Genomic DNA, 24,510 nt, shown 5'->3' with positions numbered 1-24,510 from the left:
ACACACAACGCACATATCGCATTTTGATCAGTGGTGGGGGAACCGGAGGACATATCTATCCGGCTATCGCTATAGCCAATGCCTGGAAGGAAAAACACCCTTCCAGTGAGATCTTGTTTGTGGGGGCCTTGGGTAAAATGGAAATGCAGAAAGTACCTGAAGCTGGATACAAGATCAAAGGCCTCCCTGTGGCGGGTCTGCAAAGAAGCCTGACATTCGAAAACCTCAAATTCCCTTTCAAGCTTTTGAAAAGTCTTACCCAGGCTTCTCAGATCATCGGGAAATTCAAGCCAGATGCAGTGGTGGGAGTAGGTGGCTATGCCAGTGGCCCGGTACTGTATGCCGCACAAAGAGCCGGAATTCCAACTTTGGTGCAGGAACAGAACTCCTATGCCGGTCTGACGAATAAGATTTTGGCAAAAAAAGCCAAAAGGATATGTGTGGCCTATCCTGATATGGATCGGTTTTTCCCTGCGGAAAGAATCGCTTACACCGGAAATCCTGTTCGTAAGGATATTCTGAATCTAAAGGGAAAAAGAGAAAAGGCGATGTCACATTTTGGGCTAGATCCCGCTAAGAAAACGATCCTTGTGTTGGGAGGCTCCCTAGGTGCTCGGACACTTAATCAGGCGGTGTTGCACGATATGCAGAAGTTGGATGAAGAAGGGTATCAGGTCTTATGGCAGTGTGGCAAGTATTATTACGAAGAGATGAAATCCAAGCTGGCAGATTCAGGTCTTACCTCGATTAGGCTGAATGAATTTATCAGGGAAATGGATCTTGCTTATGCCGCAGCTGATGTGATCGTATCCAGAGCTGGAGCACTGTCGGTTTCAGAGCTTTCGCTTGTTGGCAAGCCAGTGATTTTCATTCCATCTCCTAACGTAGCCGAGGATCATCAGACAAAAAATGCTATGGCGTATGTAAGCCATGATGCAGCACTTCTCCTGAGGGACTCAGAGGCAGTGGGCTCGCTTCAGCAGAAGGTGGGAGGACTACTAAGGGACAGGGATCTCTCTGTGAAGTTAGGGCAAAATATAAAGAGCTTGGCAAAGCCTGATGCGGCAAATGCCATTGTATCAGAAATAGAACAATTGATTGGATGAGCTTCGAAGGTATAAATAGTGTCCATTTACTCGGTATCGGCGGGATAGGCATGAGTGCCTTGGCCCGGTGGTTTCGACATGGGGGATATGCTGTGTCTGGTTATGACCGCACACCTTCACCACTTACAGAGGAATTGATCGCGGAGGGAATGCGGATTTCCTTTGTAGATAGCATTGACACTATCCCTGTGGAAGTAATAAAGAACCCGGCCGAGGTTTTGGTCATCTGGACTCCTGCCATGCCTAAGGAGAGCGGACAGCTTAATTTCTTTCGTGAAAAGGGTTTTTTGCTTAAGAAAAGATCTGAGGTACTTGGGATGGTGACGAGTGCCTACTATACTATCGCAGTGGCTGGCACTCATGGCAAGACTACTACTTCTTCCATGATCGCCCACATGCTGAAATCAGCAGGTAAGCCTGTAGTCGCATTTTTGGGGGGTATTACCCAGAACTATAAAAGCAACTTGATTCTCGGAGACAAGAAGTCCAAGGAGCCGGTTACGGTAGTGGTCGAAGCAGATGAATTTGATCGTTCATTTCTAAGGCTTCATCCAAATGAAGTAGTGCTTACTAGTGCAGATCCAGATCATTTGGACATCTATGGAGATGAGGAGCACATATTGGATGGTTTTCTGGAGTTTGTACACCTGATAGATAAGAAGGGAAGGTTATATGTGCAGCAGCACGCCGCCCAGAGGCTCGGAGAAGGCAGACTTCCAAAGATAACTACCCGGGAATATGGATTGAGATCAGAAGGTATCGGAGCAGAGAATATTCAGGCTAGACCTGGATCTTTCGTGTTTGACTATCATGATGGCAAGCATGGTATAAAAGGATTAGAGTTGTTTATCCCTGGATTCCATAATGTGGAAAATGCCTTGGCAGCGATCGCCATTGCTTTGGATCATCAGATATCCGAGGAGCAGATACGTAAAGGTTTGAGTTCTTTCAAAGGAGTAAAAAGAAGATTTGAAATTCATGTAAACGAAGGGAACCGTGTCTTTATAGATGACTATGCGCATCATCCAGAGGAAATCAGGGCCTGTTTGAGTTCAGTACGTGCGATGTTCCCAACCAAGAAATTGACGGTGATCTTCCAGCCTCATTTATTTTCCCGTACACGGGATTTTGCCGAAGGGTTTTCTGAAAGTCTCTCACTTGCGGATTCTGTGATTTTACTGGATATCTATCCGGCCAGGGAAGTTCCGATACCGGGGATTACCTCAGCCATGTTGCTTGACGGGATCAATACTGATCGGAAGGAACTTGTGTCGAAAGAGGATTTGATGAGGTATTTGGATCAGGCTAAGCCAGAAGTTTTGGTAACGCTGGGCGCTGGAGATATAGATCGGTTAGTGCCGGGTATAGCTGCTTGGATGAATGAGAGACTAAACCCCTACGCACTATGAAAAAGGCTAACCTGAAGAAAATACTCGCTTTCGTATTGCTCAGTGTTGTGCTGGTAGGATTCATTGCTTTTGTGGAGAAGCAGACGCTATACAAGACTTTCCAAGGAGCCGAGATAGATATAAAAGGGGTAAGCGGGGTTTATTTTGTGGAGGACGCTGAAATCTCGAAAATTCTGAAAGAGGCATTCCCGGAACTTAAACCTGGCTTAATGCTGAGTGAGGTGCCGATGAAAGAAATAGAAGGTAGGCTGCTCGGCCATCCTTTTGTGAAGTCTGCGCAGGCGATGATAGGCCAGAAGGGGATTCTGAATTTAAAAATAACCCAGCATCAACCGATAGCTAGAATAGCCCAGCCTTTGGGACCAGATGGATACATCACTACTGAAGGCAAGGTGATTCCTACCTCAACCTCATATACAAGTAGAGTGCTGATTTTGCAGGGAGCGTTTGCTGAGCATATCATGGATATAGGGGATGTCAATGCAGAGATGCCAGAATTGATGGATCTGATCGTGTTTATCTCGGAAGATGAATTTTGGAATGCCCAGATTACAGAACTGGAGGTGGGTTCAAGGGATGATATCCGCCTCTTTCAACAAGTGGGAAGGCAAGTTATTGAGTTTGGTGACGGATATGATATAGCAAATAAGTTTGACCGGATATCGGTCTTTTATAAAGAAATATTGCCTAGAAAAGGGTGGAATGCTTACGGGAGGGTAAGCGTAAAGTTTAAGGATCAAATAGTCTGTGAATAATAGCTTGGATATGGAAAACAAAGAACTAATAGTAGGACTGGATATTGGGACCACCAAAATCTGTGTCATTGTAGGGCGCAAAAACGAGTATGGCAAACTTGAAGTGCTGGGCATGGGCAAGGCCGTTTCGGACGGTGTGGATCGCGGGGTAGTGACTAACATCGACAAAACTGTCCACGCAATAGAAAAGGCTGTAGAGGAAGCCTCTGAAATGGCCAATGTGGACATCGCAGATGTGATTGTGGGAATAGCGGGACAGCATATCCAAAGCAAAATCCAAAGTGGTAGCATCATGCGTCAGCCTACGGATGATGAGATCACCATAGAAGATGTGAGGAGACTTTCCAGTGAGATGGAAAATATACTTATCCCTCCCGGAAACACCATTATTCATGTAATGCCACAGGATTATACAGTGGATTACGAAGGGGGGATCAAAGATCCTGTAGGTATGTCGGGTACCCGCCTGGAAGCAGATTTCCATATCATCACCGCCCAGACTACCGCTATCAATAATATCAACAGATGTGTTCGTCGTGCTGATTTAGTTTCCAAGCAACTAATTCTAGAGCCCTTGGCGAGTTCACTTTCTGTATTAAGTGATGATGAAAAAGAAGCAGGTGTTTGTCTGGTGGATATAGGTGGAGGTACCACGGACATCGCCATCTTCTATGAAAATATCATCCGACACACAGCTGTGATACCTCTAGGAGGAAATATCATTACCAAGGATATCAAAGAAGGCTGCATGGTCATGCAAAACCAGGCTGAGTTGCTGAAAACAAAGTTTGGTAAGGCAATTACGGAAGAGGCTAATCCCAATGAAATCGTATCTATCCCAGGTTTGAGAAATAGAGCTCCAAAGGAGATTTCCATCCGCAATCTGGCTTCTATTATCCAGGCCAGGATGGAGGAGATCATAGAAATCGTCCAGAATGAGATCATGCAGAGTGGGCATTATAAAAAGCTTGCCGGGGGTATTGTTTTGACCGGAGGTGGTTCCCAGCTGCAGTTTATCAGTCAGCTCTTTGAATACATGACCGGATTGGATACCAGAATCGGCTATCCTAATGAACACCTTGGTAAGTCAGTGATCGAGGAAGTGAAAAGCCCAATGTACGCTACTTCAGTAGGTCTGGTGCTCGCTGGATTCAAGGCACTAGACGATAGAGATCAAGGTTATGCCAAGCGTACTGCCAACGGGAAAAATATAAAAAGGGCAAAGAATATGGAGATTAATCCTAAAGACATTTTCGATAAAATCGCAGGAAGGCTGAAAGGAATTCTGAGTGATGATATCGGTGACGATATTAACTACTAGGGCTTAAGATTGGGGGAGGTTGATGGTTTTACTGCCAATTTCCCCGCTTTATACACCACTAATACAACTATAGAAAATTTCACCAATAACAATAAATATGTCAGATAACATGAAAGATTACAGATTTGATTTACAAAAAAATCCAAAATCGATTATTAAAGTAATCGGTGTGGGTGGAGGCGGTTCCAATGCCGTAAACCACATGTTTGGTCTGGGGATTAAAGACGTTGAGTTTGTGGTAGTCAATACCGATGCCCAGGCCCTTAAATCCAGTCCTGTGCCGCTTAGATTACAGTTAGGAGCCAATTTGACCGAAGGTCTTGGTGCAGGTGCTAATCCTGAACAAGGAAGAAATGCGGCCATAGAATCCGAGGATGAGATCCGCGAGCTATTGGCTGACAATACCAAAATGGTATTTATCACCGCTGGAATGGGCGGAGGTACCGGTACAGGTGCCGCTCCCGTAGTAGCCAGAATTGCAAAAGAGCTTAATATCCTGACTGTGGGCATCGTTACTGCTCCGTTTATGTTCGAGGGCAAAAAGAAAATGAATGTAGCCCAGGCCGGTATTGAGGCACTTCGAGAAAACTGTGATACCGTACTGGTAATATTGAATGACAAATTGAGAGAGATCTATGGCAATCTAGCCATCAGAACTGCTTTCAGCAAAGCTGACGATATCTTATCGACTGCTGCCAGATCTATCGCTGAGATCATCACTGTTCATCAGGATGTCAACGTCGATTTTGAAGATGTGAAGACCGTGATGAAAGATGCAGGCGCTGCCGTGATGGGTTCTTCCACAGAAGAAGGAGAAGGACGTGCGATCCGTGCCGCAGGTGCTGCGATTTCGTCTCCGTTGTTGAACAACGTGGATATCAAGGGAGCTGAGAAGATCTTGCTTTCTATCATGTCCGGTGAGGAAGAAGAGCTTTCTATGGACGAATTGAGCGAAATCACCGAGTATATCCAGGAAAAAGCAGGGGATAATGCCGAGGTTATTTTTGGTCAGGGAATCGATCAGGAACTGGGCAAAGCCATACGTGTGACTGTGATTGCCACGGGTTTTGAAATGGACAGATTGGAAGGTACAGGGACTAGAGCGGAAGCTCAAAAAGCCACTCCAGCTCCAGTAGCTAGTACTCCGGTAGAAGATGTGGAAGAAGAAAAAACCGTAATCAACCTTGACTCTGGTAAATCAGAGAAAGTGAAGGAGGAGTCTGTTGCAAATGGTTCTACGTTTGTTTTCTCTATGCCAAAATCCCCGGTTCCAGCTCCAACTCCTGCCCCGGTAGAGAAGCCTGTAGCAGAAACTCCAAAAAGAGAAGAACCAATCGAAGCTCCTAAGCCGGCGCCAAAGAAAGAAAGCCTGTTCTCTTTCATTAAGCCTAAGGAAGAAGCTAAAGCTGAAGCTCCAAAGCCAGCCCAGGAGAAAATTGTACACGATCTTTTTGAAGAAGAAGATGAAAAGAAAAATGTAGAAGAGCCTAGGAAAGAAGAGCCCGCGACTCCGGCTTTTGCCAATGATTATTATGAACAAATGAAGCAAAAGGCAATTCAGAGAGCGCACGAGCGCTTCGAGAAGCTGAAAGGTAGCCGTGCATTTAACCCTACTCCGGAGGAACTGAAGGAGAAGATGGAAGTGCCTGCCTATCAGCGTAAAAATGTAGTATTGAAAGAGCCTCAACATAGCTCTGAACCTAGCATCAGCAAGTATAACTTAAGCGATGATAATGAGATTCTAGGAAACAACAGATTCCTGCATGATAATGTGGACTAAGTCCTAAAATTCAAGCAGCATGTCTGCCTGGGTTTGCAATAAGTCCATGTACAGCCTGTTGGTGAGCAGGTTATCTGACATATTTTGCTCTATTTTAGCCAGTTTTGGTTTTAGAGCTAGGACATGCATCCCAAGATAATGGAAGATGTCGGTAAGGTGGCTCATAGCGATGCCACCACCGCCTATTCCTGAGGATATTCCCACCAAAGCACATTTTTTTCCCCTGAAGGTATTGGGATAGGTCATTCCGTCGATAAATGTTTTGAGGATTCCCGGGAAAGAACCATTGTATTCTGGGACTATAAACACAAACTTTTTTCCATTTACTAATTGATCATGGAATTCATTGTATAATTCATGTTTGCCGTTGTTCTCGTAAAGTGCATTTTCAATAAAATCACTTGGGAGACTTTCTAATTCCAAAATTTCAGAGGGTTTTCCCTTTTCTTTTAAAATAGACTGATAAAGTTCAGCAATGGTCTTGGAGACAGAATTCTTGCGGTTGGTTCCTACGATTATCTTGATCATTTTCTTTTTTTTCTGAAAGGATTACATTCTTGCCCTGGCAAAAGTTCGAAGCTAAGAGGTAATTTATATATTTAGGGCAGGCAAAACATACCTTATGGACTACCTAAATCAAATCTCTGAAGCGGCTTCTTTTATTCGCTCCCAATATACAGGTGAAGTTTCAATCGCCATCATCCTAGGCACTGGTCTTGGGCATTTGGGAGATCAAATCGCCGTAGAAAAAGAAATCGAATATGCTGATATCCCCAATTTCCCCCTTTCTACGGTAGAAAGCCACTCTGGGAAACTGATTTTTGGGGAGCTTTCCGGGAAAAAAGTAATGGCTATGAAGGGACGTTTTCATTACTATGAAGGTTATTCTATGAAAGAAGTCACTTTTCCCATACGGGTAATGCACCAACTTGGAATAAGAAGACTGCTGGTTTCTAATGCATCAGGAGGGCTAAATCCTGATCAGGAAGTAGGAGATGTGATGCTGATCCGAGATCAAATCGATTTGTTTCCCGAGAGCCCTCTTCGTGGGCGGCACTATGTGGAATTTGGGCCTAGATTCCCTGATATGAGTGATGCATATTCAGCGGATTTGATCGCGATTGCCGTAAGCTTCGCAAAAGCAAACAATTACCATGTGCACACGGGAGTTTATGTGGGGGTGCAGGGACCTAATCTGGAAACTCCTGCTGAATACAAATATTTGCGGGGAATAGGAGCGGATGCTGTGGGCATGAGTACCGTGCCGGAGGTGATTGTAGCAAGACAAATGAGCATAGAAGTCTTTGGGATTTCCGCAATTACGGATTTGGGAGTTGAAGGGAAGATCAAGCCTGTCACCATAGTGGATGTACTTGCAGCGGCCGCCAAAGCAGAGCCCATCATGGCTGCCATCATCAAAGAGGTGGTACGACAGATTGATTGAGCAGACTCCTCATCGCAGTCCTGCTTCTCCAGAAGCAGGACTTTAAGCTACATTTTTCAATTAAAAATTCATGACTGAGATTGAAAAACAGGTGACTCTGCCAAGAAATTTACTTACCCACTAAGGGTAAATCCCTTTCCCTATGTCATAGCTGCGAACATATCCCAGCTACGATGAAAGTATTTTCTAAACTTCTTTTTCTATTGATTTTCTGCACAGCTCATTCTGTGCAGGCTCAGCAACTCAAACAGACAATCCGAGGGACGGTCGTGGATCATATTACCAAAGCACCTTTACCGGGTGCAACCGTGGTGGTTTTAGGCTCGGATCCATTGATTGGCACGACTACCGATAAATCAGGTGATTTTAGGCTGGTAGATTTACCGGTAGGATCATACACGCTAAAAGTGAGTTTCATAGGTTTTAAGGATGTTCTCTTGCCTAACGTCAAACTCAATTCAGGCAAGGAAGTCGTGCTCACCCTTTTTGTTGAAGAGGATATCACCCAGATTGATGAATTCATCGTGACCGCCGATGAAAAGGACCGGACTATCAATGACATGATTCAGGTGAGTGGGAGGACTTTTTCTGTAGAAGAAACCAGAAAGTTTGCCGCTGCGGTGAATGACCCTGGGCGTATGGCTATTTCTTTTCCAGGAGTCACAGGTACTGATGATGGGAACAACAATATCTCTATCCGTGGTAATAGCCCCAATGGCCTTCTCTGGAGGATGGAGGGGATAGATATTCCCAATCCGAACCATTTCGTAAATCCTGGTACAGCGGGAGGAGGCATTTCCATTTTAAGTTCCCAGCTGCTGTCGGATTCAGATTTTATCACGGCTGCATTTCCTACGGAATATGGTAATGCACTTTCCGGGGTTTTTGACCTGAACCTGCGTAAAGGGAATAATGAGAATCAGGAATTCACTTTTCAAGCGGGGTTTTTGGGCGTGGACCTTGCCGCAGAAGGACCAATTGCCAAGGGCTATAGAGGATCCTATCTTGTGAATTATCGATATTCTACTCTTTCTTTATTGTCAAAGTTAGGGCTTCCACTGGGGGATTTTGTGACCAATTTCCAAGACTTGTCTTTTAATGTCTTTCTACCTACAGGCCCGAAAAGCACTGTTACAATCTTTGGTTTTGGAGGACTGAGTGATCAGGATGGAAATGCACAGAAAGATTCGCTGAAATGGGAATCCGATTGGGACCGATACAGCAGTAGATTTTTCTCCAATACCGGAGCTGTAGGACTGAAACATTCTTATATTCTAAATCAAAGCAACTTTCTCCAGTCCACAATTTTGGCCTCCGGGAACTCTCTTGGTAGTACTTCGGCAAGACTTGACGACAACCTGAACTTTCAGGGAAGGTCTAATGAAAATTACAGTAATTCCAAAATCACCTTGAGTTCAGTCTTGAATACGAAGATCTCTGCAAAAGCAGCTTTGCGAAGCGGATTTTATCTCAATCAACTTTATTACAATCTTCGGGAAGATGCTTTCGAAGAAGAAATACAAAGCATGCAAACCCATATCAATTCCAAAGGAAATACGCAGAGTGTCCAGGCTTTTTCCCAGCTAAACTACCGCGCCAATGAGCGTCTCACTTTCAACCTTGGGTTGCATTATCTGCAACTCCTCTTGAACAACTCAAAGTCCTTGGAACCCCGTTTTAGTGCATCGTATGCCTTGGACGAAAAGCAGCGGCTAAGCCTGGGATATGGGTTGCACGGTCAGGTGCAGCCATTGGGAACATACTTTGCGGAGCAGGAGGTCAATGGACAAATCATCCTGCCAAATGAAAACTTGGACTTAAGCAAATCCCATCATTTTGTACTAGGCTATGACCGCACACTCAACTCCTATCTACGGATGAAAGTGGAGACTTACTACCAGCATCTTTTCCAGATTCCTATCCGAAGTGGAGCTGATGAGACGTATTCTATTATCAATCAGCAGTGGACATTTACTACCGATCCTCTGGTGAACGAGGGTTTTGGGAGAAATTATGGAGTGGAACTGACCTTGGAACAGTTTACGTATAAAGGGTTTTATTTCCTGCTTTCCAGTTCCATATATAATTCACTCTATAAGACGAATGAAGACGTATGGAGAAACACTGCGTATAATGGAAATTATAATGTGACGCTGACTGCCGGAAAGGAATATGAACTGAAGAAAAACAGGGTGTTTGGGGTGAATCTCCGGTCTATATACAGTGGGGGACTACGCGACACCCCGATAGATTTGGATGCTTCGATTGAAAAAGGTGAGGGTGTTTATATAGAAGATCAGCTTTTCTCGGAGAAAAACCCAAGCTACTTCCGGGCAGATTTGCGTTTTAGTCTGACGAAAAACAAACCGAAATCCACCCGTATTTGGTCTCTCGATATTCAGAATGCCACTAATCGCAAGAATGTCTTCGGGGAATATTTCGAACCCTTGAGCAATGAAATCAAAACTTCCTATCAGGCTCCATTGATACCGATTCTGAGTTATAGAGTAGAGTTTTGAGAGAGAAAAGACGAAGTGTGAAAATGCTTCGTTTTTTTTATTTCACTAATTCAGGTGGTTAGATATTTAGTTTAAAATATCAGTAGTTTATATTTGAATGCTTCTATGATTGGTTTGGGATTTGCCGGGAGGTTTTTCCCAAAACTACTATTAATCTATTTTACGATGAAGATTCTCAAATCTATATTTTTCGTGAGTTTCATACTTCTAAATCTTTTTGCCTGTACTACGGATGAGGAGCCTTTATTTCAGGATAAATATACGGCTGAAGATTTAGTCAAACTTCATGGAGGGGATTTCAAGCAATGGGAATTACAGGCTTTTTATACTAACTGTAACCAGAAACAGCTAAGTGAAAAAAACACCTGTTTTGTTGATGATTTTTTTGTTTTTCAAAAAGATTCGAATGAGATAAATGTGACTTCAGGAGAAGGGGGCTGTGATAATGTCGCACCGGAGGATGAAATAACCACGGCTTCCTATGAATTTTATGAGGAAGAGGGGCTTGTCTTTATTTCTATCAGTAAGGCTTCATCAGTCAATGGAGTCATTAAAAACATTTTTTTCAGTCTACAATTGGTAGAGCTTTCTACTAATCAGATGATTTTTGCGAGTGGAGAAAAGGGTGATTACAGAATAGCTTTGGTTTTTGTAACTAGCTAATTGAGCCAAGCTAGTTGCTATAATTGTTTTTTTAATCCTCGCTTTTATCTGTCCATTCCCGCCAGCATTTCTTCACCTTTTACCAGGTTTTTTTGAAGAGTTCAAAATCCCGGTGTTGAGGTTCTGCACCCATTTCCACAGCTTTTTTGAAAAGTGGAACAGCTTCTTCCACTCTTCCGAGTGCCATCAGGCCTTCCCCTAGGGAGTCATAGACATTCGGAGAATCTGGGTGGTTTTCAAGATTGTATTGGAAGAGTGCCAAGGCATGTTTGTACTTATCAAAACGCATGAGGCTATATCCCAGCATATTGAAGTTCTCCTCGGCTAATAAGGATACTGGTATATAAGCTTCCAAATCAGCGATAAAGGTGGCAAATTCCTCAGGGGAAAGTTTGTGAGCAGCATTTACGATTTTCTTATTTGGGTCGGCGTAGAGTACTTGGCGTACAGACTGGGCAATTCGAGTTGGCTCAGCGGCAGGTAGTCTATTCATGGTTCCCGAAGATAGAAGCACTGAATATTCCGGGCGAATTAGCGTGTACTCATCAAAGAAATCCAGCTTGCTTGCTACTAACAATTTGTAGAATTCCTGCGAATTCATAGACAACTCATTTATCATCGGAAATACATTGATACTTCTTCCTAAAATAACTACCGAGGCCACTTCTGGAACAGCTTGAGACGACCAGATTAGCTCGTCTTCATTCAACATGCCCAAAAAGAGTTGAGATTCCAGATTATTTCCGACAGAATTACCAGTCATTCGCTGGGCTAATAAATCCATGTATTCAACGACTAATTTTTTTCCATCCACACCTTTCTCGCTTAGATATTTACTTAGCTGAGTCGCATTTTCAGTGTCTATCACAGGGTCTACGTAGATCATTCCTTCCACTTGAGTTGGATTATTTTCTGCAAAATGTCGGATGAGTAGATTTCCCCAATTGTTTCCCGCTAAAATGTAAGGCGGCTGGATATTCATTTCTTCTAAAAGCCCTTCCAATGCCTTCACTTGCGACTCTATAGTAGGTTTTTGATCAGAATCAGAAGACTTCCCAAGACCTACTCTATCGTAGGATAGCACAGGAGAGAACTCAGCGATTTGCTCAAAGACAGCGTTCCATGACTCTAAACTTTGCCCAGTCCCAGCTTCCAGAATCACAATGGGTTGATAAGCTTTCCGCTCTGCCAAACCTGAAGTTTTTGTCCGTATCTGGTTTCCATCTACAGATATAATTTCAGTTTTTGATTGAGCATTTACTTGTGGAGCTAACAAAAATGCTGAGAGGAATCCGAGTAAAAACAGCTTTTTCATAGGATGGATTGATTTGAACTAAAAGTTAACTAAAAAATAGGATTTATGAAAAGCTGATTTGCAGATTTTTACAAGTGTTAACAAAATCCCTGGATGGTTAAGGGAAATAGTTTGTCAACTGTTTGATGTAAGCGCTACCCAGAAAAAGTGGTAAACCCTGTTTAGTTTGATTTATTTTCTGCGACACATCGCAAGCTAAGGTTAAAAGATTGGGAAAGAATAGAACCAAAATTGCGCTATTGCCAAAGAAGAATGGTTAACCATAGCTAATTATAAGATCCACAGTCCTTTATCAAATTTTGGTCCCTTTGCGTGTAGAAACTGATACGACTTTGTATAAAGTGCCAAAATTCAAATCCAGTGTTTGTTCATCGCCGATAGGAATAGGGAATTCACTGATGGTGGTTTCTATAGCATAATTAGAAATGATATTCCCGGTGGCTGTTTCCATCAGCGCGACTCTTAGGAGACTTTTAATATCAGTGTCACTTTCCCAGTAGCTGGGAGAATGTATGTTTGTAGGATCAGTTCTTTCCCAGTTTCCAGTCCAAGCCAATTCTCCCAAACTTAGCCCCAAAAGATAGGGAATGCCTAATTCCAGATTAATATTGGCACGCTGCACAGGATCTTCTACGTCTTTGATTCCGGTATTGAGAAGCTCATAATCCATCTGATCATAGAGAGTTACATTTTGAAACCCTTTATCCTTGAAAGTTTTTAGAATCGTATTTTCCAAACTGTTTTGTTGGGCAATCGAAAGTTTGTGAAAGCTTTCTTGCCATTTGAGCGGGAGTAGTAAAATCCCATCTGTCTTGCTCAGGCATATATGGCATTTGATTCGAGGAAAGATTTTAGTAGATATACATGCGGGGCAAAACGCTAAAATGGTTAACGTAAAAATTAATATTCCCAAAACAGGTCGAGAAGGTCTTAGTTTCAGATACAAAACTAATCACCAATCGAACGATAAAAGATATAATGTTCTGAATAAATCCAACTCATATTCGATAAAATGGAATTAATCAGCTAATTTTTACAGGGTTAACTGCCGTTTCTAATGAGAATAATGTATTCTATTTTGGTCTTATTGTTTGCAGGAGGAAAGGTTTTTTCCCAAGGGGAATTGGATTCCCTTAAGACCATACTTTTCGAACCAGGCCTTCACGACTCCACAAAGATTTCAGTATATAACGAACTTGCATTTTATTTCGCTTCCCGGGATCCGGAGCAAGGACTTGATTTTGCCGATTCTGCCCTGTCACTCTCCAAGAAAATCGAAATGGTTTCCCTAGAAGCAACAGCCTACAATAATAAGGGAGTAAATTATTGGTATATGGGGGCGGATAGCTTGGCACTTGTATCTTACCAAATGGCTTTAAGTATTTTCCGGGATTTAAAGAACAGACGAAGGGAAGCCATCGCAATGAATAACATGGCCCTGATTTCTTATAACCGGGAAGATTATGCGAGTGCTTTGGACTATCATCAGCAAGCGGAAGTAATCTTCCGAGAACTGGATCTTCAAAAGAATCTGATTAGCAGTCTATCCAACATCGGAGTGGTTTATCTGGCTCTGGCGGATTACCCTAAGGCTCTAGAGATGTTTTTGGAAGCATATTCCCAAACCGATGAAGAGGATGCTGCTATTCGCGGAAACCTATTGTCTAATGTGGGATTGGTGTATAAAAACATGAACAGACTTGATAATGCCCTTGATTACCAAGCGCAAGCCTTGAAGGTTTTTCAGGACAATCTGCTGAAGCAGGATGAAGCCAATGCATTGGCAAATCTTGGAAATATTTTTCAGCAGCTAGGAGATTTGCAAAAATCTGACAGTTTGCTGACTAGGGCTTTGACGATCAACCTTGAAATAGGGAATTCCAGAAGAATAGCCTCTGATTATTCTAATCTTGGGATTTTGTATAGGTCATTTGGTGAATTGAGCAAAGCAGAAGCATCATTTACCCAGGCTATGGGACTTTATGAAAAATTAGAGGATAAAGTCAATTTATCCCTAGTGAAATTGGAGCTTTCGAGCTTGGAAATCGATAAAAACACCTATAATCCTGATTGGGGTCGTGTGTTGGCCTTACAGCAGGAGGCTCTGTTGCTTGCAGAGGAAGCACGGTCCGTCCTCAGGAAACAACTGGCGCTGGAGGCTATATCTGGGACTTACCAAAAGTTGGGAAATCCTTCAAAAGCCCTTGAGACCTTCAAAGAGAGTGTTGTTTTGAGGGACAGTATATTCAATGATGAAAACAACAAGAAGTTACTCAGGTTACAAATAGAATACGATGTCAAAGCTAAGAACGCCGCGGTTTTGGCGGAAAATGAGTTGGAAAAAGAACGGTTGAGATCTGAGAATGAAGCGGAAAGTTTTCGGGCCAAAATCTACTTGATCATCTTGATTTTCGTGTTGGTGTTACTTTGTGTTGGGTACTATTTGTTGCGCAAGAGGTCTCAGGTGCGGCAGGTTGAGTATCGGCGCAAGATCGCCGAATTGCAGTTGAAATCGCTTCAGGCTCAGATGGATCCTCATTTTATTTTCAACGCATTGAATTCCATAAGTAATTTCCTTCTGAAAAACCGTACAGAAGACGCTGATTTCTATCTGGGAAAGTTTGCCAAGCTGATACGGATGATATTGGAATCCTCTGAGCAGCGCTTGATTCCCCTATATGATGAAATGGAGCTACTGGAAGCGTATGTCAGCATAGAAAGTATGCGGATCGGGAAGGAGATAAGCCTTCGCTGGGAATTGACTGGTGGATTGGATGCAGATGAGGTTTTGATTCCGCCTATGCTACTCCAGCCTTTGGTGGAAAACAGCATTTGGCATGGGGTATCCAAGGTGGATCACACAGGTGAGATTGTGATCAAAGTCCAGGCTATCTCCGGCTCCTTGTATATATCGGTGACTGACAATGGGAAGGGTGCATCTGATGCGCAGGGAGAAGCTGGTGGGAATCCAAAGCATCAGTCTATGGCCTTGAAGATTGTGCAGGAAAGAATAGAATTGCTCGGAACAAGTGAGACCAAGAGCCATGTAAATTCCATATCTTGGAGATCCTTGGAGACAGGTTTTCAGGTAGAAATGGTAATACCGGATTTTTCAGGCGTATGATCAAAGCAGTTATAATTGAAGATGAGCAACAGGCCTACGAAAGGCTGAGACTGTTAGTAGAACGTAATCATTCTGATCAGGTAAAGTTGATCGCTTATGGCAGCTCATCGGAAGAGGCCTTGGGGATTTTGCGGTCAGAGAAGGTGGATTTGGTGTTTTTGGATGTGGAGTTAGGAGGGAGTAATGCCTTCGAAATGCTTCGGCAGCTCGATGAGATTCCTTTCAAAATCATTTTTACAACAGCCCATGAGCGTTTTGCCTTGCAGGCCATCAAGTTTTCTGCCTTAGATTACTTGATGAAGCCAATAGATCCGGGAGAGCTTTCGGTTGCGGTCAACCTATTTGTTGCTAAGGGTAAAGACTTGATAATATCTGAAAAGCTGGACAATATTTTTAGCTATTATGCTGAAGGGGCCACACGGAAAAAAATAGGATTGCCTACGCTCGCAGGGATTGAATTTGTGATGATTGCAGATATTATCCGCTGTCAGGCCGATGTGAATTACACTTATTTTTTTCTTCGTGACGGAAGGAAGATTTTGGTGTCCAAGACACTAAAGGAATTTGAGGCGCTCCTCTCTGGGTTCCAATTTTTCCGGATCCACAATTCTCATCTGATCAATCTCCAAGAAGTGAAAAGCTACCAGAGAGGTAAAGGAGGTGTGGTGCAATTAATTGACGGCTCGGAACTGGAAGTAGCTCAGCGGAGAAAAGAAGGCTTGATGGAAGCACTGAGGAAGATTTGATTCTAGTGCGCGGTAGTTCAGGAAGCAAACTCCAAAATCCTGCTTTTGTACCATTCCAGAAGTTGAGGAGCAGAAATGGGTATTGAAATTAGCTCAACCAAAATCCCGTCTTTGATGATATAATGGGTAGGTGATAATTTAATGTTGAAGTTTTCTTCTACCCATTTGCTGTCCACACTAGCGGTCTTATATCCAAAATCTCCTCTTTTGGAAAAGTACCTTTCAATTTTTTGGGGAGAAGACATCGCAAAGCTGAGAAACACTATATCCTCTCTGTCTTTGAGTTCATCAGTAAGTTTTATAAGATACTCTTCTTCCTGCTTGCAACCGGTACATCCTACAAACCAAGTATTGAGCACAATCAGTTTGTCTTTGATGTCTGAATATTCAAGTTTGTTTCCATCTATATCTACATAATCAAATTCGGGGAATTCGGAACCAATAGGCAGCCCAAGAGATCTTTCTCTTTCAAAGTATATAAAATTCTCAAGCTCATCCGGATTAGCTAAATTATAGCCTTGGCCCATAGACAAGGTGTATGGACCTAACAGAGCGAAAAGTACTAGCGATAGTTTTTTCATTTAGATTTAAATTAATATCTGTAAAACTATTGTTTTTTTAATCCAACCTCCAACCTCTCACTTCCTTGGATGAAAATCAGTCAGCACCTGCCTTAAATAATCCCGATCCAAATGCGTGTAAATCTCCGTGGTCGTGATACTTTCATGGCCAAGCATTTCCTGCACTGCACGGAGATCTGCCCCGCCTTCGATCAAGTGGGTGGCAAAGGAATGCCGGAATGTATGTGGGGAAATGTTCTTTTGGATTCCTGCCTGTTCTGCGGTTTTTTTGATGATCAGGAAAACCATAACCCGGGAAAGTTTCTTTCCTCGACGGTTTAGAAAAACAAATTCTTCATGGCCTTTGGCGATGGTCTGATGCACCCGAACTTCATCTTTATAGATGTTCAGGTATTTCAAGGCGTCTTTTCCGATTGGGACGAGCCGCTCTTTGTTGCCTTTTCCCACTACTTTCAAAAAGCCTACATCTTCATAAACCTGCCCTTTTTTCAGTTCAACAAGTTCACTCACCCTCAAACCTGAGCTATACAACATTTCTAGCATCGCGCGGTTGCGATGACCTTCAGGTTCTCCAAGAGGAATGGCCTCTAGGAGCTCTACTATTTCTTGGTAACTCAGGGTGTCTGGCAGTTTTCGGCCAAGTTTTGGTGCTTCCAGAAGTTGTGAAGGATCTTCGGTGATTTTGTCCTCATACATCAGGTACCTATAGAAAGCTTTTATTCCTGAGATGATCCTCGCATGGGTATAATCCGATATTTCCAGTTTAGCAAGTTCATTTACAAACTTACGTAAGTGTTCCAATTCCAAATCCAGGGGGTTTTTGTCAGGAAAATTCTGCATGCAGTAATTCGCCAACTTCTCCACGTCCCGAGTATAAGCTTCAATAGAATTTCCGCTAAGGGAACGCTCCAGTTTGAGGTAATGGCGGAATTGTTTGATGTGGTTTTGCCAGAGATTATTCATTGGAAGATTGAAACATTTAAAAATTGGAAAATCAACATTTCCGTATTTCGGCTATATTGCCTTCCCATGTAGTTTTTCCTTTTTGATTGGCTATTTCATCCAGCTTGATTTTCCTCAGATAAACTTTAAAGCATCTTCTACGACTTACTGGACAGTTTTTAAATCAGTTCATTTTTTGATTTCAGCTACTAGCCTATCATCAAGATCAATATGCATGACTTTTTTCGAGGTTCCTAAGTAAAATTACAACTTTACAGCCTTACAACCTTCTAACTTTACCACTTTATAAATTGAAAATCCTTTTAACTTTGATCTCCTAATCACCAAACCGAATTTTGTTTTGAAAATCCTGATCATTAACGGACCCAATCTAAATCTTCTTGGAAAAAGAGAGCCTGATGTCTATGGAAGCACTTCTTTTGAAGAGTATTTTGAGGGCTTGAAAAAAGCCTTTCAGGACGTTGAGCTACATTATTTTCAAAGCAATGTGGAGGGAGAATTGATCAATAAAATCCATGAAGTCGGTTTTACTTTTGATGCTATTTTACTCAATGCTGGAGGATATACCCATACCTCAGTAGCTATCTCAGATGCCATCGCAGCGGTAACCACCCCGACACTGGAAATCCACATTTCGAATATTTACAAACGGGAGGAATTCCGCCACAAAAGCATAATTTCCAAATCCTGCGTAGGGATGATCTCCGGACTTGGCCTGAAAGGCTACGCACTTGGAATTCTCTATTTTCAATAACCTATCTCTACCTATGCTCACATTTGCGCCTGGGCCATCCAAAGTATATGATGCCCTTCCCACCTATTTGCAAGATGCTTACAACGCTGGCATCCTGAGTGCCAATCACCGCAGCAGCGCCTTTATGAATTTGTATCAGGAGACTGAGCAGCTCATGCGGGAAAAACTGCATATGCCGGATGATTACAGGTTGCTATTCACTTCCTCCGCTACTGAGAATTGGGAGATTATCACCCAGTCCATTGTAGAGAAGGCAAGTTTTCATATATACTCAGGCTCTTTTGGGAAGAAGTGGATAGGCTTTGCCAAGCATATCAATCCTGCGACTGACGGACTGAAGATCGAGGCTAACGAGGCGATTAATGTGGCTGAGCTGGATATTCCAGCCGGATTTGATGTGATCGCACTCACCCAGAACGAAACAGCCAATGCAACCGAGGTTCCCCTGGAAGTGATTGAAGAGATCAAAGAAAAATATCCAGAGAAAATGATCGCAGTGGACACCACTTCATCTATGGCAGGAATCGAATTGGATTTCAGCCTAGCAGATATCTGGTACGCTTCCGTGCAGAAGTGCTTCGGCCTTCCGGCAGGGCTGGGAATACTGATACTTTCTCCTAGAGCAGTAGAGAAGTGTGAAAGAAAAGGTGAAAAAGGGAGATACAATAGCCTGAGTTTTATCTTGGAAAATGCCGCTGGGTATCAAACGCACTACACTCCAAATGTTTTGGGGATCTATCTGTTAAACCGGGTTTTGAAGGATTTGGAGGAAGTCCAGCACATCGATGCGAATCTTCGGGAAAGGATGCTGAAGCTGGAGACGGCAGTTGCGCAGTCCAAGTCGCTACGCATGCTTGTGGACAATGCCGAGACCAGGAGTAAGACCGTACTGGCGGTTTCTGGATCGGAGGAATTAATCGTGTCCGTTAAAAAAGATGCAGAGAAAGAAGGGATGCAGCTGGGTTCAGGATACGGGCCACATAAGCCGACCAGCTTCCGGATCGCAAATTTTCCTGCGATTACCAATGCCGAGATGGATAAGTTGATTGCGTTTTTGGGAAGATATTGATTATATGGGAACCGCGGGGGACGCAGAGGTTTTCGCAGAGGACGCAGTTTCCAAGCCACTTTACTGGTCCAAGTCTTCGGACTTGGGCCTTTTTGTTTTCAGTTCTTTTATATCCAGTCTTAATCGTAATAAATTCTGTTTGGAGAAATATACTTGGCGATAGGGAATTCTTTGAGGTATGCTAGTCATCCATGGGCAGGTTTTTTTCTTCATTATTCCGTAATTTAAAAACCATTGAGGTTTTTGATAACCTCAATGGTTAAATAACTATTTTCGCGGAATGTTTGATCTGAAAGAAATATTGTCGGTTTCCCTGATTCTTTTTTCTGTGATTGATATCCTCGGTTCTATACCGATAATCGTCAATCTAAGACAGAAGGTGGGGCATATCCAGTCCGAAAAAGCCACACTTGTAGCTGGGGTGTTGATGATCCTCTTTCTTTTTGCGGGCAAGTCTATTTTGAGCCTTTTTGGAATAGGAGTGGAGGACTTTGCGATCGCAGGTGCTTTGATCATTTTTGCCATAGGTGCGGAGATGATTCTGGGAATAGAACTTTTCAAATCTGATCCTGATGCCAGAGACAGTGCTTCCATAGTGCCTATCGCATTTCCCTTGATCGCAGGGGCAGGTACGCTGACTACCATTTTGACCCTTAAGGCTGAATTTGCCCAGATCAATATTGCGATAGGGATCGTGCTGAATCTTATTCTGGTATATGTCGTACTGAAAAGCACAGGATGGCTGGAGCGGAAAATCGGGAAGACGGGATTGGATGTCTTGAGAAGGATTTTTGGGATCATACTGCTGTCCATCGCAGTGAAAATATTCAAAACGAATGTTTTTGCCATAGGGATTGAGCCTGGAGTATAATCCAGATCTCTTGCACATTTTCACTTACTTTACTACATGATTACCATTTACACTGATGGCGCTGCCAAAGGAAACCCCGGCCCGGGAGGCTATGGAGCTGTTTTGAAATTCGGCAAACACCGAAAGGAGCTTTCTGAAGGCTTTCGCCTGACAACGAACAACCGTATGGAGCTTTTGGCGGTAATCCGTGCGCTTCAAGCACTTACCACAGACGAGTTTCCAGTGCAGATTTATTCAGACAGCAAATATGTGGTTGATGCGGTAGAGAAGGGTTGGATCTGGGGCTGGCAGAAAAAGGGCTTCAAGGACAAAAAAAATCCTGACCTCTGGCTGCGCTATATTCCATTGCACCTGAAGTATAAACCCAAGTTTATCTGGGTAAAAGGACACGCAGGAAACATAGAAAACGAGCGTTGTGACCGCCTGGCTGTAGAGGCAGCGGAGGGTTTTGACCTGAAGGTAGATACCGGATACGAAGCTAGTTTGTGAGAATGTTTGAGCAATGAGGCTGAAAATGACCTGTACCTTTGTAATGCAGGGGCAATTCGTCTGGAGCTAATTTGTATAAACAATCTGTTTCTCCTTCCCTAGGAACGTTTCGAAAATGAAAATCATCCTAAGTTCCTACGGAACGACCTTACACTAACCTGTTATTTGCCTACCAACCATTCGTTTCTACATAACGGATCTATGGTGATTACCATCCTTAGTCCAGTTTACTTTTATAAAAGATACTAGTTTACGATACTAACGTAAATTATTGGGGCGCGCAGGTTTATCTAGAAGATTGGATGCATTATAATTTTCCCATAGTCATCAGCGGTACATCCTCCCGATTGATTTCCAGAAGGGGCTTGTATTCTGGCTCAGGGTATTGCCAGCCGTTTTCTCCCAATTCATACAGCAAGGGAGCCAAGTTTTGCACAGCAGCTTTACAGCCTTGTACAATCGCTCCCATGTTGCCAGTCTGCTTGGACAGCACAGCTTCGTTTTCGATTTCAAAAGGCCCTGAGAAATTCTTCTCTTTTAAAATATTCACAAAAGCCCTCCAGTCCATGGAATCCCCCAATCCAAATCCTGGTAAAGTAGCCTCGTAATGATGCCTGTCCCAAGGATTGGTGCTATTGGGGATCCCGGCTTTTTCCGCCCATTCTGCAGGTACATGTTGTATGGGATACATATTTCCCCAGAAAGGATCAGGATTGTTTCGGGTGGATTTCACATGGATTCTCTTGAGGCGGTTCATGTCTGTGTTTCTGATCACTTCCACAGGATCGGTATGCTGCCAGATGTCATGTGAAGGATCGTAAATCTCCCCATGGTTGCTTTCGGGGATCAAATCATACATGATTTTCCGTGCGGCCAACAGTCCTGGAAGGTTATTATAGGTGCCAAAGTACCCAGAACTTCTCCAGCCTTCCATGGGACAGTTTTCATAGAGCACCGTTACTCCAAGACTATTAGCATAGCGTATAATGGGGCCAAAAATCTTCTGGTACTCCAAGAGGTTTTTCTCAAAACCGCCATCCTGATTCCCCAGCTCATGATTATAGCCGACGAAGGTGCCGACTTTGACATCGTTTTCATCACCGCCCAGCAAATAGGCCATTCTGATCAATCTGAGAAGATGATTCTGGTTTTTGACACGCTGATCTGTATCACCCCCGATCAGGTTCTCAAATGCTCCAATAGAAAGCCGCAGCTTAGCACCATTAAATTTTGAGATCAGTTTATTTGCTTCTTCTACTCCAAAGTTCTCATAGTCCAAGTGTGTGGCCACAAAATCATCCCGTGTCCCGTCTTTTCTGAAAACGCACAAGTCTAAACCCTGCACGCCTATTTCCAATGCTTTTTCTACTGTCTGATCCAAGTTGAGTTGATCAAAAGCAGATGTCATTATCCAGATTGGGTTTGCCATTTTTAGGTTTATTAGGTTGTAAACAAAAAAAGGAAATATACCAGCCTTTGACAAGGGCTAAGCCTATTTCCCTTGTTATACTAAGGTTGAGTTAATCTATCAATGTACTAAAGTCAAGGTTACCTCCTGTGTACCGAATCCTGATAAAGCTACACTTTGTGTAAGCACCAAATTATCTGAGTTCACGCTAACCACTTTAATGTCGCCACTGGCACCTGGGATGTCAATAAGATCCGTATCGACAGAGAGTACCTTCGTGGATTCATTATATGTCCAAACAAAATTTCCGGATTGAGGTTCTGTTTCATCGCATTTGATCGCTCCCGCATCTACTACTCCTGTGTTGCCACTTTGGTTATAATTGAAGGTTATAGTGTTGTCCAGAAAACACTCAGGAATAGCCGAGGTGACAGGAAAGCCACCGGCTGATGCACTGCCAAACTTCCAGGCTACGCCGGATCCTATTAATTCTTGGTCAGATTTCGGAGGGTCGTTGTCATCATCAGAACAGGATCCAAGTAAGATCACGCTGAGAAGTGCAAGTAAAACTGAGAATGGGGAGAAGATCTTCATAGGTAAGGCTGTTAGGGACAGAAAATCTAAAATAAGAAAAATTTCCTGTCAGAAAATCAAATTTTTATTTGCGGATGTTTATCCATTCGATGAATATCTTTTGCGGATTTGCACCTTTTGTTTTTGTCGGTTCCACAGTGCTGTCGCCAAATCGATAGCAACCTCATCTGGCTCGGATTCATGTAGGATTTTTTTAAGTTGTTCTTCCCCCAAGTCTATGCGGTAGCAAATCTGTAACAGGCGTTCGAATTCCCTGTCAAGCATATAAGCGATGACTTTGGATAGAGTGGCAATCGCCTTTTCTTCATCAAATTCAGTTGGGCTTTCGGGAAAGTCAAAATCCTTTTGCAGCAGCAGAAAAGTTTCTTGGGATAGGGGCTCACTCATGCCGTTATCAAAAAAGCCCCGAGTCTGTTCGGGGCTGGATTATTAATTGTCTGATTTTTCCTCTGACTTAGTCTCTATAGGTTTTTCCTCCTCAGTTTTCTGTAATACTTCTGGAGCTTCCTCCCGGATTAGTTTGTACCAATTGATCAGTTTTTTGATATCGGAGGTATATACTCTCGCTTCGTCCACTTCTGGAAGAACGTGCTTCATGAAAGCTCTAAGTTCAGTGTCATCAGGATTGGCGTCCAGGCCCAGATCACCCTGAAACTCAGCCTCCATCTTCTGCATTACAGATTCTAACGGCTCAGCGCCTTCTTCTGTCAAGGTGTAGATAGAGATATCACTCAGGATAGATACTCGCTGGGACATTCCCGCAACGAGCTTGGTCTTCTTGGCATCCATGCTTTCCAGGATCACCCCAGTGCGTGAAGGCTTCAAAACTTTGAACAACCCGGATTTCCCGGCTACGGTGGCAAGATCTTTAAAATTCATTTGGTTTGTTTTTTCGAGGCTGCAAATATAGGATTATCAATTTAATGATTTACCGGACTTCATATTCTGTTACCAATTCTTCCATAAACCGTGTCAGTTCAGCTTTTCCAGTGCCTGCCTCTGCGCTGCTGATAAAGTAGTCAGGTTCTTCTTCAAATATTTCCTGGGTTTTGCTTAGAAACTTCCGGATATTCTGGTCAGTTTTTGCCCTGGATTGCTTGTCAGCTTTAGTAAATACCAAAACCGTAGGAACTCCTTGGGAACCACACCAGAGTAAGAATTCCAGGTCTATCTGCTGGGGTTCTAATCGGCTATCAATAAGTACAAATACCCCGCATAGGTTTTCCCGCTTGGTGAGGTAGGTCGTGATCATGCTCTCCCATCCCTGCTTTACTTTCAGGTTGACTTTGGCGAAACCATAGCCCGGAAGATCAACAAGGTACCACTTATCATTGATCAGGAAATGGTTTATCAACTGGGTTTTTCCGGGTTTTTGGGATGTTTTGGCCAGGCCTTTCTGGTTGACGAGCATATTGATCAGGGAGCTTTTGCCCACATTTGATCTGCCTATAAAAGCGATCTCAGCACGGTCTGGTTTTGGACAATTTCCAGGGTTGGAATTACTGATTACGAAAGTGGCTTTATTGATCATCTGCTGGTGTTTAGATGCAAAAGTAAGACATTATCCGTAAAGGGCAGGGGAAAGCGAAGCGTAACATT

At 43.2% G+C, this 24,510-nt stretch carries 24 protein-coding genes; 14 read left to right on the top strand and 10 right to left on the bottom strand.

Going from position 1 to position 24,510, the window contains the following annotated elements; translation table 11 throughout:
* The first annotated feature begins 23 nt into the window (after positions 1-23).
* The 5 genes from murG (at position 24) to ftsZ (ending at position 6,371) form a co-directional block, all read left to right on the top strand.
* Positions 24-1,106 (top strand): undecaprenyldiphospho-muramoylpentapeptide beta-N-acetylglucosaminyltransferase, encoded by a 1,083-nt coding sequence (gene murG, locus LZF95_RS19960; RefSeq protein WP_233756848.1) that lies wholly within the window; start codon positions 24-26, stop codon positions 1,104-1,106.
* Positions 1,103-2,515: a UDP-N-acetylmuramate--L-alanine ligase gene (gene murC, locus LZF95_RS19955; RefSeq protein WP_233756847.1), complete on the top strand. Its 1,413-nt coding sequence runs from the start codon at positions 1,103-1,105 to the stop codon at positions 2,513-2,515. The genes murG and murC overlap by 4 nt, the downstream gene beginning before the upstream one ends.
* Entirely contained in the window at positions 2,512-3,270 is a 759-nt protein-coding gene (locus LZF95_RS19950) for a cell division protein FtsQ/DivIB (RefSeq protein ID WP_233756846.1), read from the top strand. The genes murC and LZF95_RS19950 overlap by 4 nt, the downstream gene beginning before the upstream one ends.
* Positions 3,271-3,280: 10 nt before the next feature.
* A complete protein-coding gene (gene ftsA, locus LZF95_RS19945; RefSeq protein WP_233756844.1) occupies positions 3,281-4,591 on the top strand; it encodes a cell division protein FtsA in 1,311 nt (436 codons plus the stop codon).
* Between the two features lie 109 nt (positions 4,592-4,700).
* On the top strand, positions 4,701-6,371 hold the full coding sequence (gene ftsZ / locus LZF95_RS19940) for a cell division protein FtsZ (protein ID WP_233756842.1): 1,671 nt from the start codon (positions 4,701-4,703) through the stop codon (positions 6,369-6,371).
* A 3-nt stretch (positions 6,372-6,374) separates the two neighbouring features.
* Here ftsZ and LZF95_RS19935 read toward each other — a convergent pair whose 3' ends face one another.
* Positions 6,375-6,899, bottom strand: a complete 525-nt coding sequence (locus LZF95_RS19935) for an NADPH-dependent FMN reductase (RefSeq protein ID WP_233756840.1) — start codon at positions 6,897-6,899, stop codon at positions 6,375-6,377.
* A gap of 94 nt (positions 6,900-6,993) precedes the next feature.
* Here LZF95_RS19935 and LZF95_RS19930 point away from each other — a divergent pair, with 94 nt between their 5' ends.
* From LZF95_RS19930 to LZF95_RS19920, 3 genes are all read left to right on the top strand, one after another.
* Positions 6,994-7,815, top strand: a complete 822-nt coding sequence (locus LZF95_RS19930) for a purine-nucleoside phosphorylase (RefSeq protein WP_233756839.1) — start codon at positions 6,994-6,996, stop codon at positions 7,813-7,815.
* Between the two features lie 173 nt (positions 7,816-7,988).
* On the top strand, positions 7,989-10,334 hold the full coding sequence (locus LZF95_RS19925) for a TonB-dependent receptor (protein ID WP_233756838.1): 2,346 nt from the start codon (positions 7,989-7,991) through the stop codon (positions 10,332-10,334).
* A gap of 165 nt (positions 10,335-10,499) precedes the next feature.
* Positions 10,500-10,997 carry a hypothetical protein gene (locus LZF95_RS19920; protein WP_233756837.1) on the top strand — a complete coding sequence of 166 codons (498 nt, stop codon included), beginning with the start codon at positions 10,500-10,502 and terminating at the stop codon, positions 10,995-10,997.
* 79 nt (positions 10,998-11,076) lie between these two features.
* Here LZF95_RS19920 and LZF95_RS19915 read toward each other — a convergent pair whose 3' ends face one another.
* Positions 11,077-12,312, bottom strand: coding sequence for a hypothetical protein (locus LZF95_RS19915; RefSeq protein ID WP_233756836.1), 1,236 nt, complete (start codon positions 12,310-12,312; stop codon positions 11,077-11,079).
* Positions 12,313-12,604: 292 nt separating this feature from the next.
* Positions 12,605-13,048 carry a hypothetical protein gene (locus LZF95_RS19910; protein ID WP_233756835.1) on the bottom strand — a complete coding sequence of 148 codons (444 nt, stop codon included), beginning with the start codon at positions 13,046-13,048 and terminating at the stop codon, positions 12,605-12,607.
* A gap of 321 nt (positions 13,049-13,369) precedes the next feature.
* On the opposite strand from LZF95_RS19910, the gene LZF95_RS19905 reads away from it, so the two are divergent.
* Positions 13,370-15,436 carry a tetratricopeptide repeat protein gene (locus tag LZF95_RS19905; RefSeq protein ID WP_233756834.1) on the top strand — a complete coding sequence of 689 codons (2,067 nt, stop codon included), beginning with the start codon at positions 13,370-13,372 and terminating at the stop codon, positions 15,434-15,436.
* The gene (locus LZF95_RS19900) at positions 15,433-16,182 is read left to right on the top strand and encodes a LytTR family DNA-binding domain-containing protein (RefSeq protein WP_233756832.1); all 750 of its coding nucleotides are present in this window, start codon (positions 15,433-15,435) and stop codon (positions 16,180-16,182) included. The genes LZF95_RS19905 and LZF95_RS19900 overlap by 4 nt, the downstream gene beginning before the upstream one ends.
* 17 nt (positions 16,183-16,199) lie before the next feature.
* Here LZF95_RS19900 and LZF95_RS19895 read toward each other — a convergent pair whose 3' ends face one another.
* Together LZF95_RS19895 and xerD are read right to left on the bottom strand one after the other, a co-directional pair.
* Positions 16,200-16,763: a redoxin domain-containing protein gene (locus tag LZF95_RS19895; protein ID WP_233756831.1), complete on the bottom strand. Its 564-nt coding sequence runs from the start codon at positions 16,761-16,763 to the stop codon at positions 16,200-16,202.
* A 57-nt stretch (positions 16,764-16,820) separates the two neighbouring features.
* The gene (gene xerD, locus LZF95_RS19890; protein WP_233756830.1) at positions 16,821-17,726 is read right to left on the bottom strand and encodes a site-specific tyrosine recombinase XerD; all 906 of its coding nucleotides are present in this window, start codon (positions 17,724-17,726) and stop codon (positions 16,821-16,823) included.
* A gap of 340 nt (positions 17,727-18,066) precedes the next feature.
* Between xerD and aroQ the strand changes: the two genes are divergently transcribed.
* The 4 genes from aroQ (at position 18,067) to rnhA (ending at position 20,909) form a co-directional block, all read left to right on the top strand.
* Entirely contained in the window at positions 18,067-18,480 is a 414-nt protein-coding gene (gene aroQ, locus LZF95_RS19885; protein WP_233756829.1) for a type II 3-dehydroquinate dehydratase, read from the top strand.
* Between the two features lie 13 nt (positions 18,481-18,493).
* Positions 18,494-19,549, top strand: coding sequence for an aminotransferase class V-fold PLP-dependent enzyme (locus tag LZF95_RS19880; RefSeq protein ID WP_233756828.1), 1,056 nt, complete (start codon positions 18,494-18,496; stop codon positions 19,547-19,549).
* Positions 19,550-19,829: 280 nt separating this feature from the next.
* Positions 19,830-20,420: a MarC family protein gene (locus tag LZF95_RS19875; RefSeq protein ID WP_233756827.1), complete on the top strand. Its 591-nt coding sequence runs from the start codon at positions 19,830-19,832 to the stop codon at positions 20,418-20,420.
* A gap of 36 nt (positions 20,421-20,456) precedes the next feature.
* Positions 20,457-20,909, top strand: a complete 453-nt coding sequence (rnhA, locus tag LZF95_RS19870; RefSeq protein WP_233756826.1) for a ribonuclease HI — start codon at positions 20,457-20,459, stop codon at positions 20,907-20,909.
* Positions 20,910-21,216: 307 nt separating this feature from the next.
* Here rnhA and LZF95_RS19865 read toward each other — a convergent pair whose 3' ends face one another.
* From LZF95_RS19865 to yihA, 5 genes are all read right to left on the bottom strand, one after another.
* Entirely contained in the window at positions 21,217-22,338 is a 1,122-nt protein-coding gene (locus LZF95_RS19865) for a sugar phosphate isomerase/epimerase (protein WP_233756825.1), read from the bottom strand.
* 99 nt (positions 22,339-22,437) lie between these two features.
* On the bottom strand, positions 22,438-22,911 hold the full coding sequence (locus LZF95_RS19860) for a lipocalin family protein (RefSeq protein ID WP_233756823.1): 474 nt from the start codon (positions 22,909-22,911) through the stop codon (positions 22,438-22,440).
* Positions 22,912-22,989: 78 nt separating this feature from the next.
* The gene (locus tag LZF95_RS19855) at positions 22,990-23,298 is read right to left on the bottom strand and encodes a hypothetical protein (protein ID WP_233756821.1); all 309 of its coding nucleotides are present in this window, start codon (positions 23,296-23,298) and stop codon (positions 22,990-22,992) included.
* 42 nt (positions 23,299-23,340) lie between these two features.
* On the bottom strand, positions 23,341-23,790 hold the full coding sequence (locus LZF95_RS19850; protein ID WP_233756819.1) for a DUF5606 domain-containing protein: 450 nt from the start codon (positions 23,788-23,790) through the stop codon (positions 23,341-23,343).
* 49 nt (positions 23,791-23,839) lie between these two features.
* Positions 23,840-24,442 (bottom strand): ribosome biogenesis GTP-binding protein YihA/YsxC, encoded by a 603-nt coding sequence (gene yihA, locus LZF95_RS19845; RefSeq protein WP_233756818.1) that lies wholly within the window; start codon positions 24,440-24,442, stop codon positions 23,840-23,842.
* Positions 24,443-24,510 lie beyond the last annotated feature (68 nt).

This window comes from Algoriphagus sp. AGSA1 (assembly GCF_021390545.1).
Classification (GTDB): domain Bacteria; phylum Bacteroidota; class Bacteroidia; order Cytophagales; family Cyclobacteriaceae; genus Algoriphagus.
This window is presented reverse-complemented; position numbering and strand designations above follow the sequence as displayed.

Bases quoted from the DNA above. Each gene is read 5' to 3' on its own strand.
- LZF95_RS19895 (WP_233756831.1), bottom strand. From the start codon at position 16,763: ATGAAAAAACTATCGCTAGTACTTTTCGCTCTGTTAGGTCCATACACC.
- murC (WP_233756847.1), top strand. From the start codon at position 1,103: ATGAGCTTCGAAGGTATAAATAGTGTCCATTTACTCGGTATCGGCGGG.
- LZF95_RS19935 (WP_233756840.1), bottom strand. From the start codon at position 6,899: ATGATCAAGATAATCGTAGGAACCAACCGCAAGAATTCTGTCTCCAAG.
- LZF95_RS19925 (WP_233756838.1), top strand. From the start codon at position 7,989: ATGAAAGTATTTTCTAAACTTCTTTTTCTATTGATTTTCTGCACAGCT.
- LZF95_RS19855 (WP_233756821.1), bottom strand. From the start codon at position 23,298: ATGAGTGAGCCCCTATCCCAAGAAACTTTTCTGCTGCTGCAAAAGGAT.
- ftsZ (WP_233756842.1), top strand. From the start codon at position 4,701: ATGAAAGATTACAGATTTGATTTACAAAAAAATCCAAAATCGATTATT.
- LZF95_RS19915 (WP_233756836.1), bottom strand. From the start codon at position 12,312: ATGAAAAAGCTGTTTTTACTCGGATTCCTCTCAGCATTTTTGTTAGCT.
- LZF95_RS19865 (WP_233756825.1), bottom strand. From the start codon at position 22,338: ATGGCAAACCCAATCTGGATAATGACATCTGCTTTTGATCAACTCAAC.
- LZF95_RS19860 (WP_233756823.1), bottom strand. From the start codon at position 22,911: ATGAAGATCTTCTCCCCATTCTCAGTTTTACTTGCACTTCTCAGCGTG.
- LZF95_RS19850 (WP_233756819.1), bottom strand. From the start codon at position 23,790: ATGAATTTTAAAGATCTTGCCACCGTAGCCGGGAAATCCGGGTTGTTC.
- LZF95_RS19930 (WP_233756839.1), top strand. From the start codon at position 6,994: ATGGACTACCTAAATCAAATCTCTGAAGCGGCTTCTTTTATTCGCTCC.
- rnhA (WP_233756826.1), top strand. From the start codon at position 20,457: ATGATTACCATTTACACTGATGGCGCTGCCAAAGGAAACCCCGGCCCG.
- LZF95_RS19905 (WP_233756834.1), top strand. From the start codon at position 13,370: ATGAGAATAATGTATTCTATTTTGGTCTTATTGTTTGCAGGAGGAAAG.
- LZF95_RS19880 (WP_233756828.1), top strand. From the start codon at position 18,494: ATGCTCACATTTGCGCCTGGGCCATCCAAAGTATATGATGCCCTTCCC.
- yihA (WP_233756818.1), bottom strand. From the start codon at position 24,442: ATGATCAATAAAGCCACTTTCGTAATCAGTAATTCCAACCCTGGAAAT.
- LZF95_RS19920 (WP_233756837.1), top strand. From the start codon at position 10,500: ATGAAGATTCTCAAATCTATATTTTTCGTGAGTTTCATACTTCTAAAT.
- ftsA (WP_233756844.1), top strand. From the start codon at position 3,281: ATGGAAAACAAAGAACTAATAGTAGGACTGGATATTGGGACCACCAAA.
- LZF95_RS19950 (WP_233756846.1), top strand. From the start codon at position 2,512: ATGAAAAAGGCTAACCTGAAGAAAATACTCGCTTTCGTATTGCTCAGT.
- xerD (WP_233756830.1), bottom strand. From the start codon at position 17,726: ATGAATAATCTCTGGCAAAACCACATCAAACAATTCCGCCATTACCTC.
- LZF95_RS19875 (WP_233756827.1), top strand. From the start codon at position 19,830: ATGTTTGATCTGAAAGAAATATTGTCGGTTTCCCTGATTCTTTTTTCT.
- LZF95_RS19900 (WP_233756832.1), top strand. From the start codon at position 15,433: ATGATCAAAGCAGTTATAATTGAAGATGAGCAACAGGCCTACGAAAGG.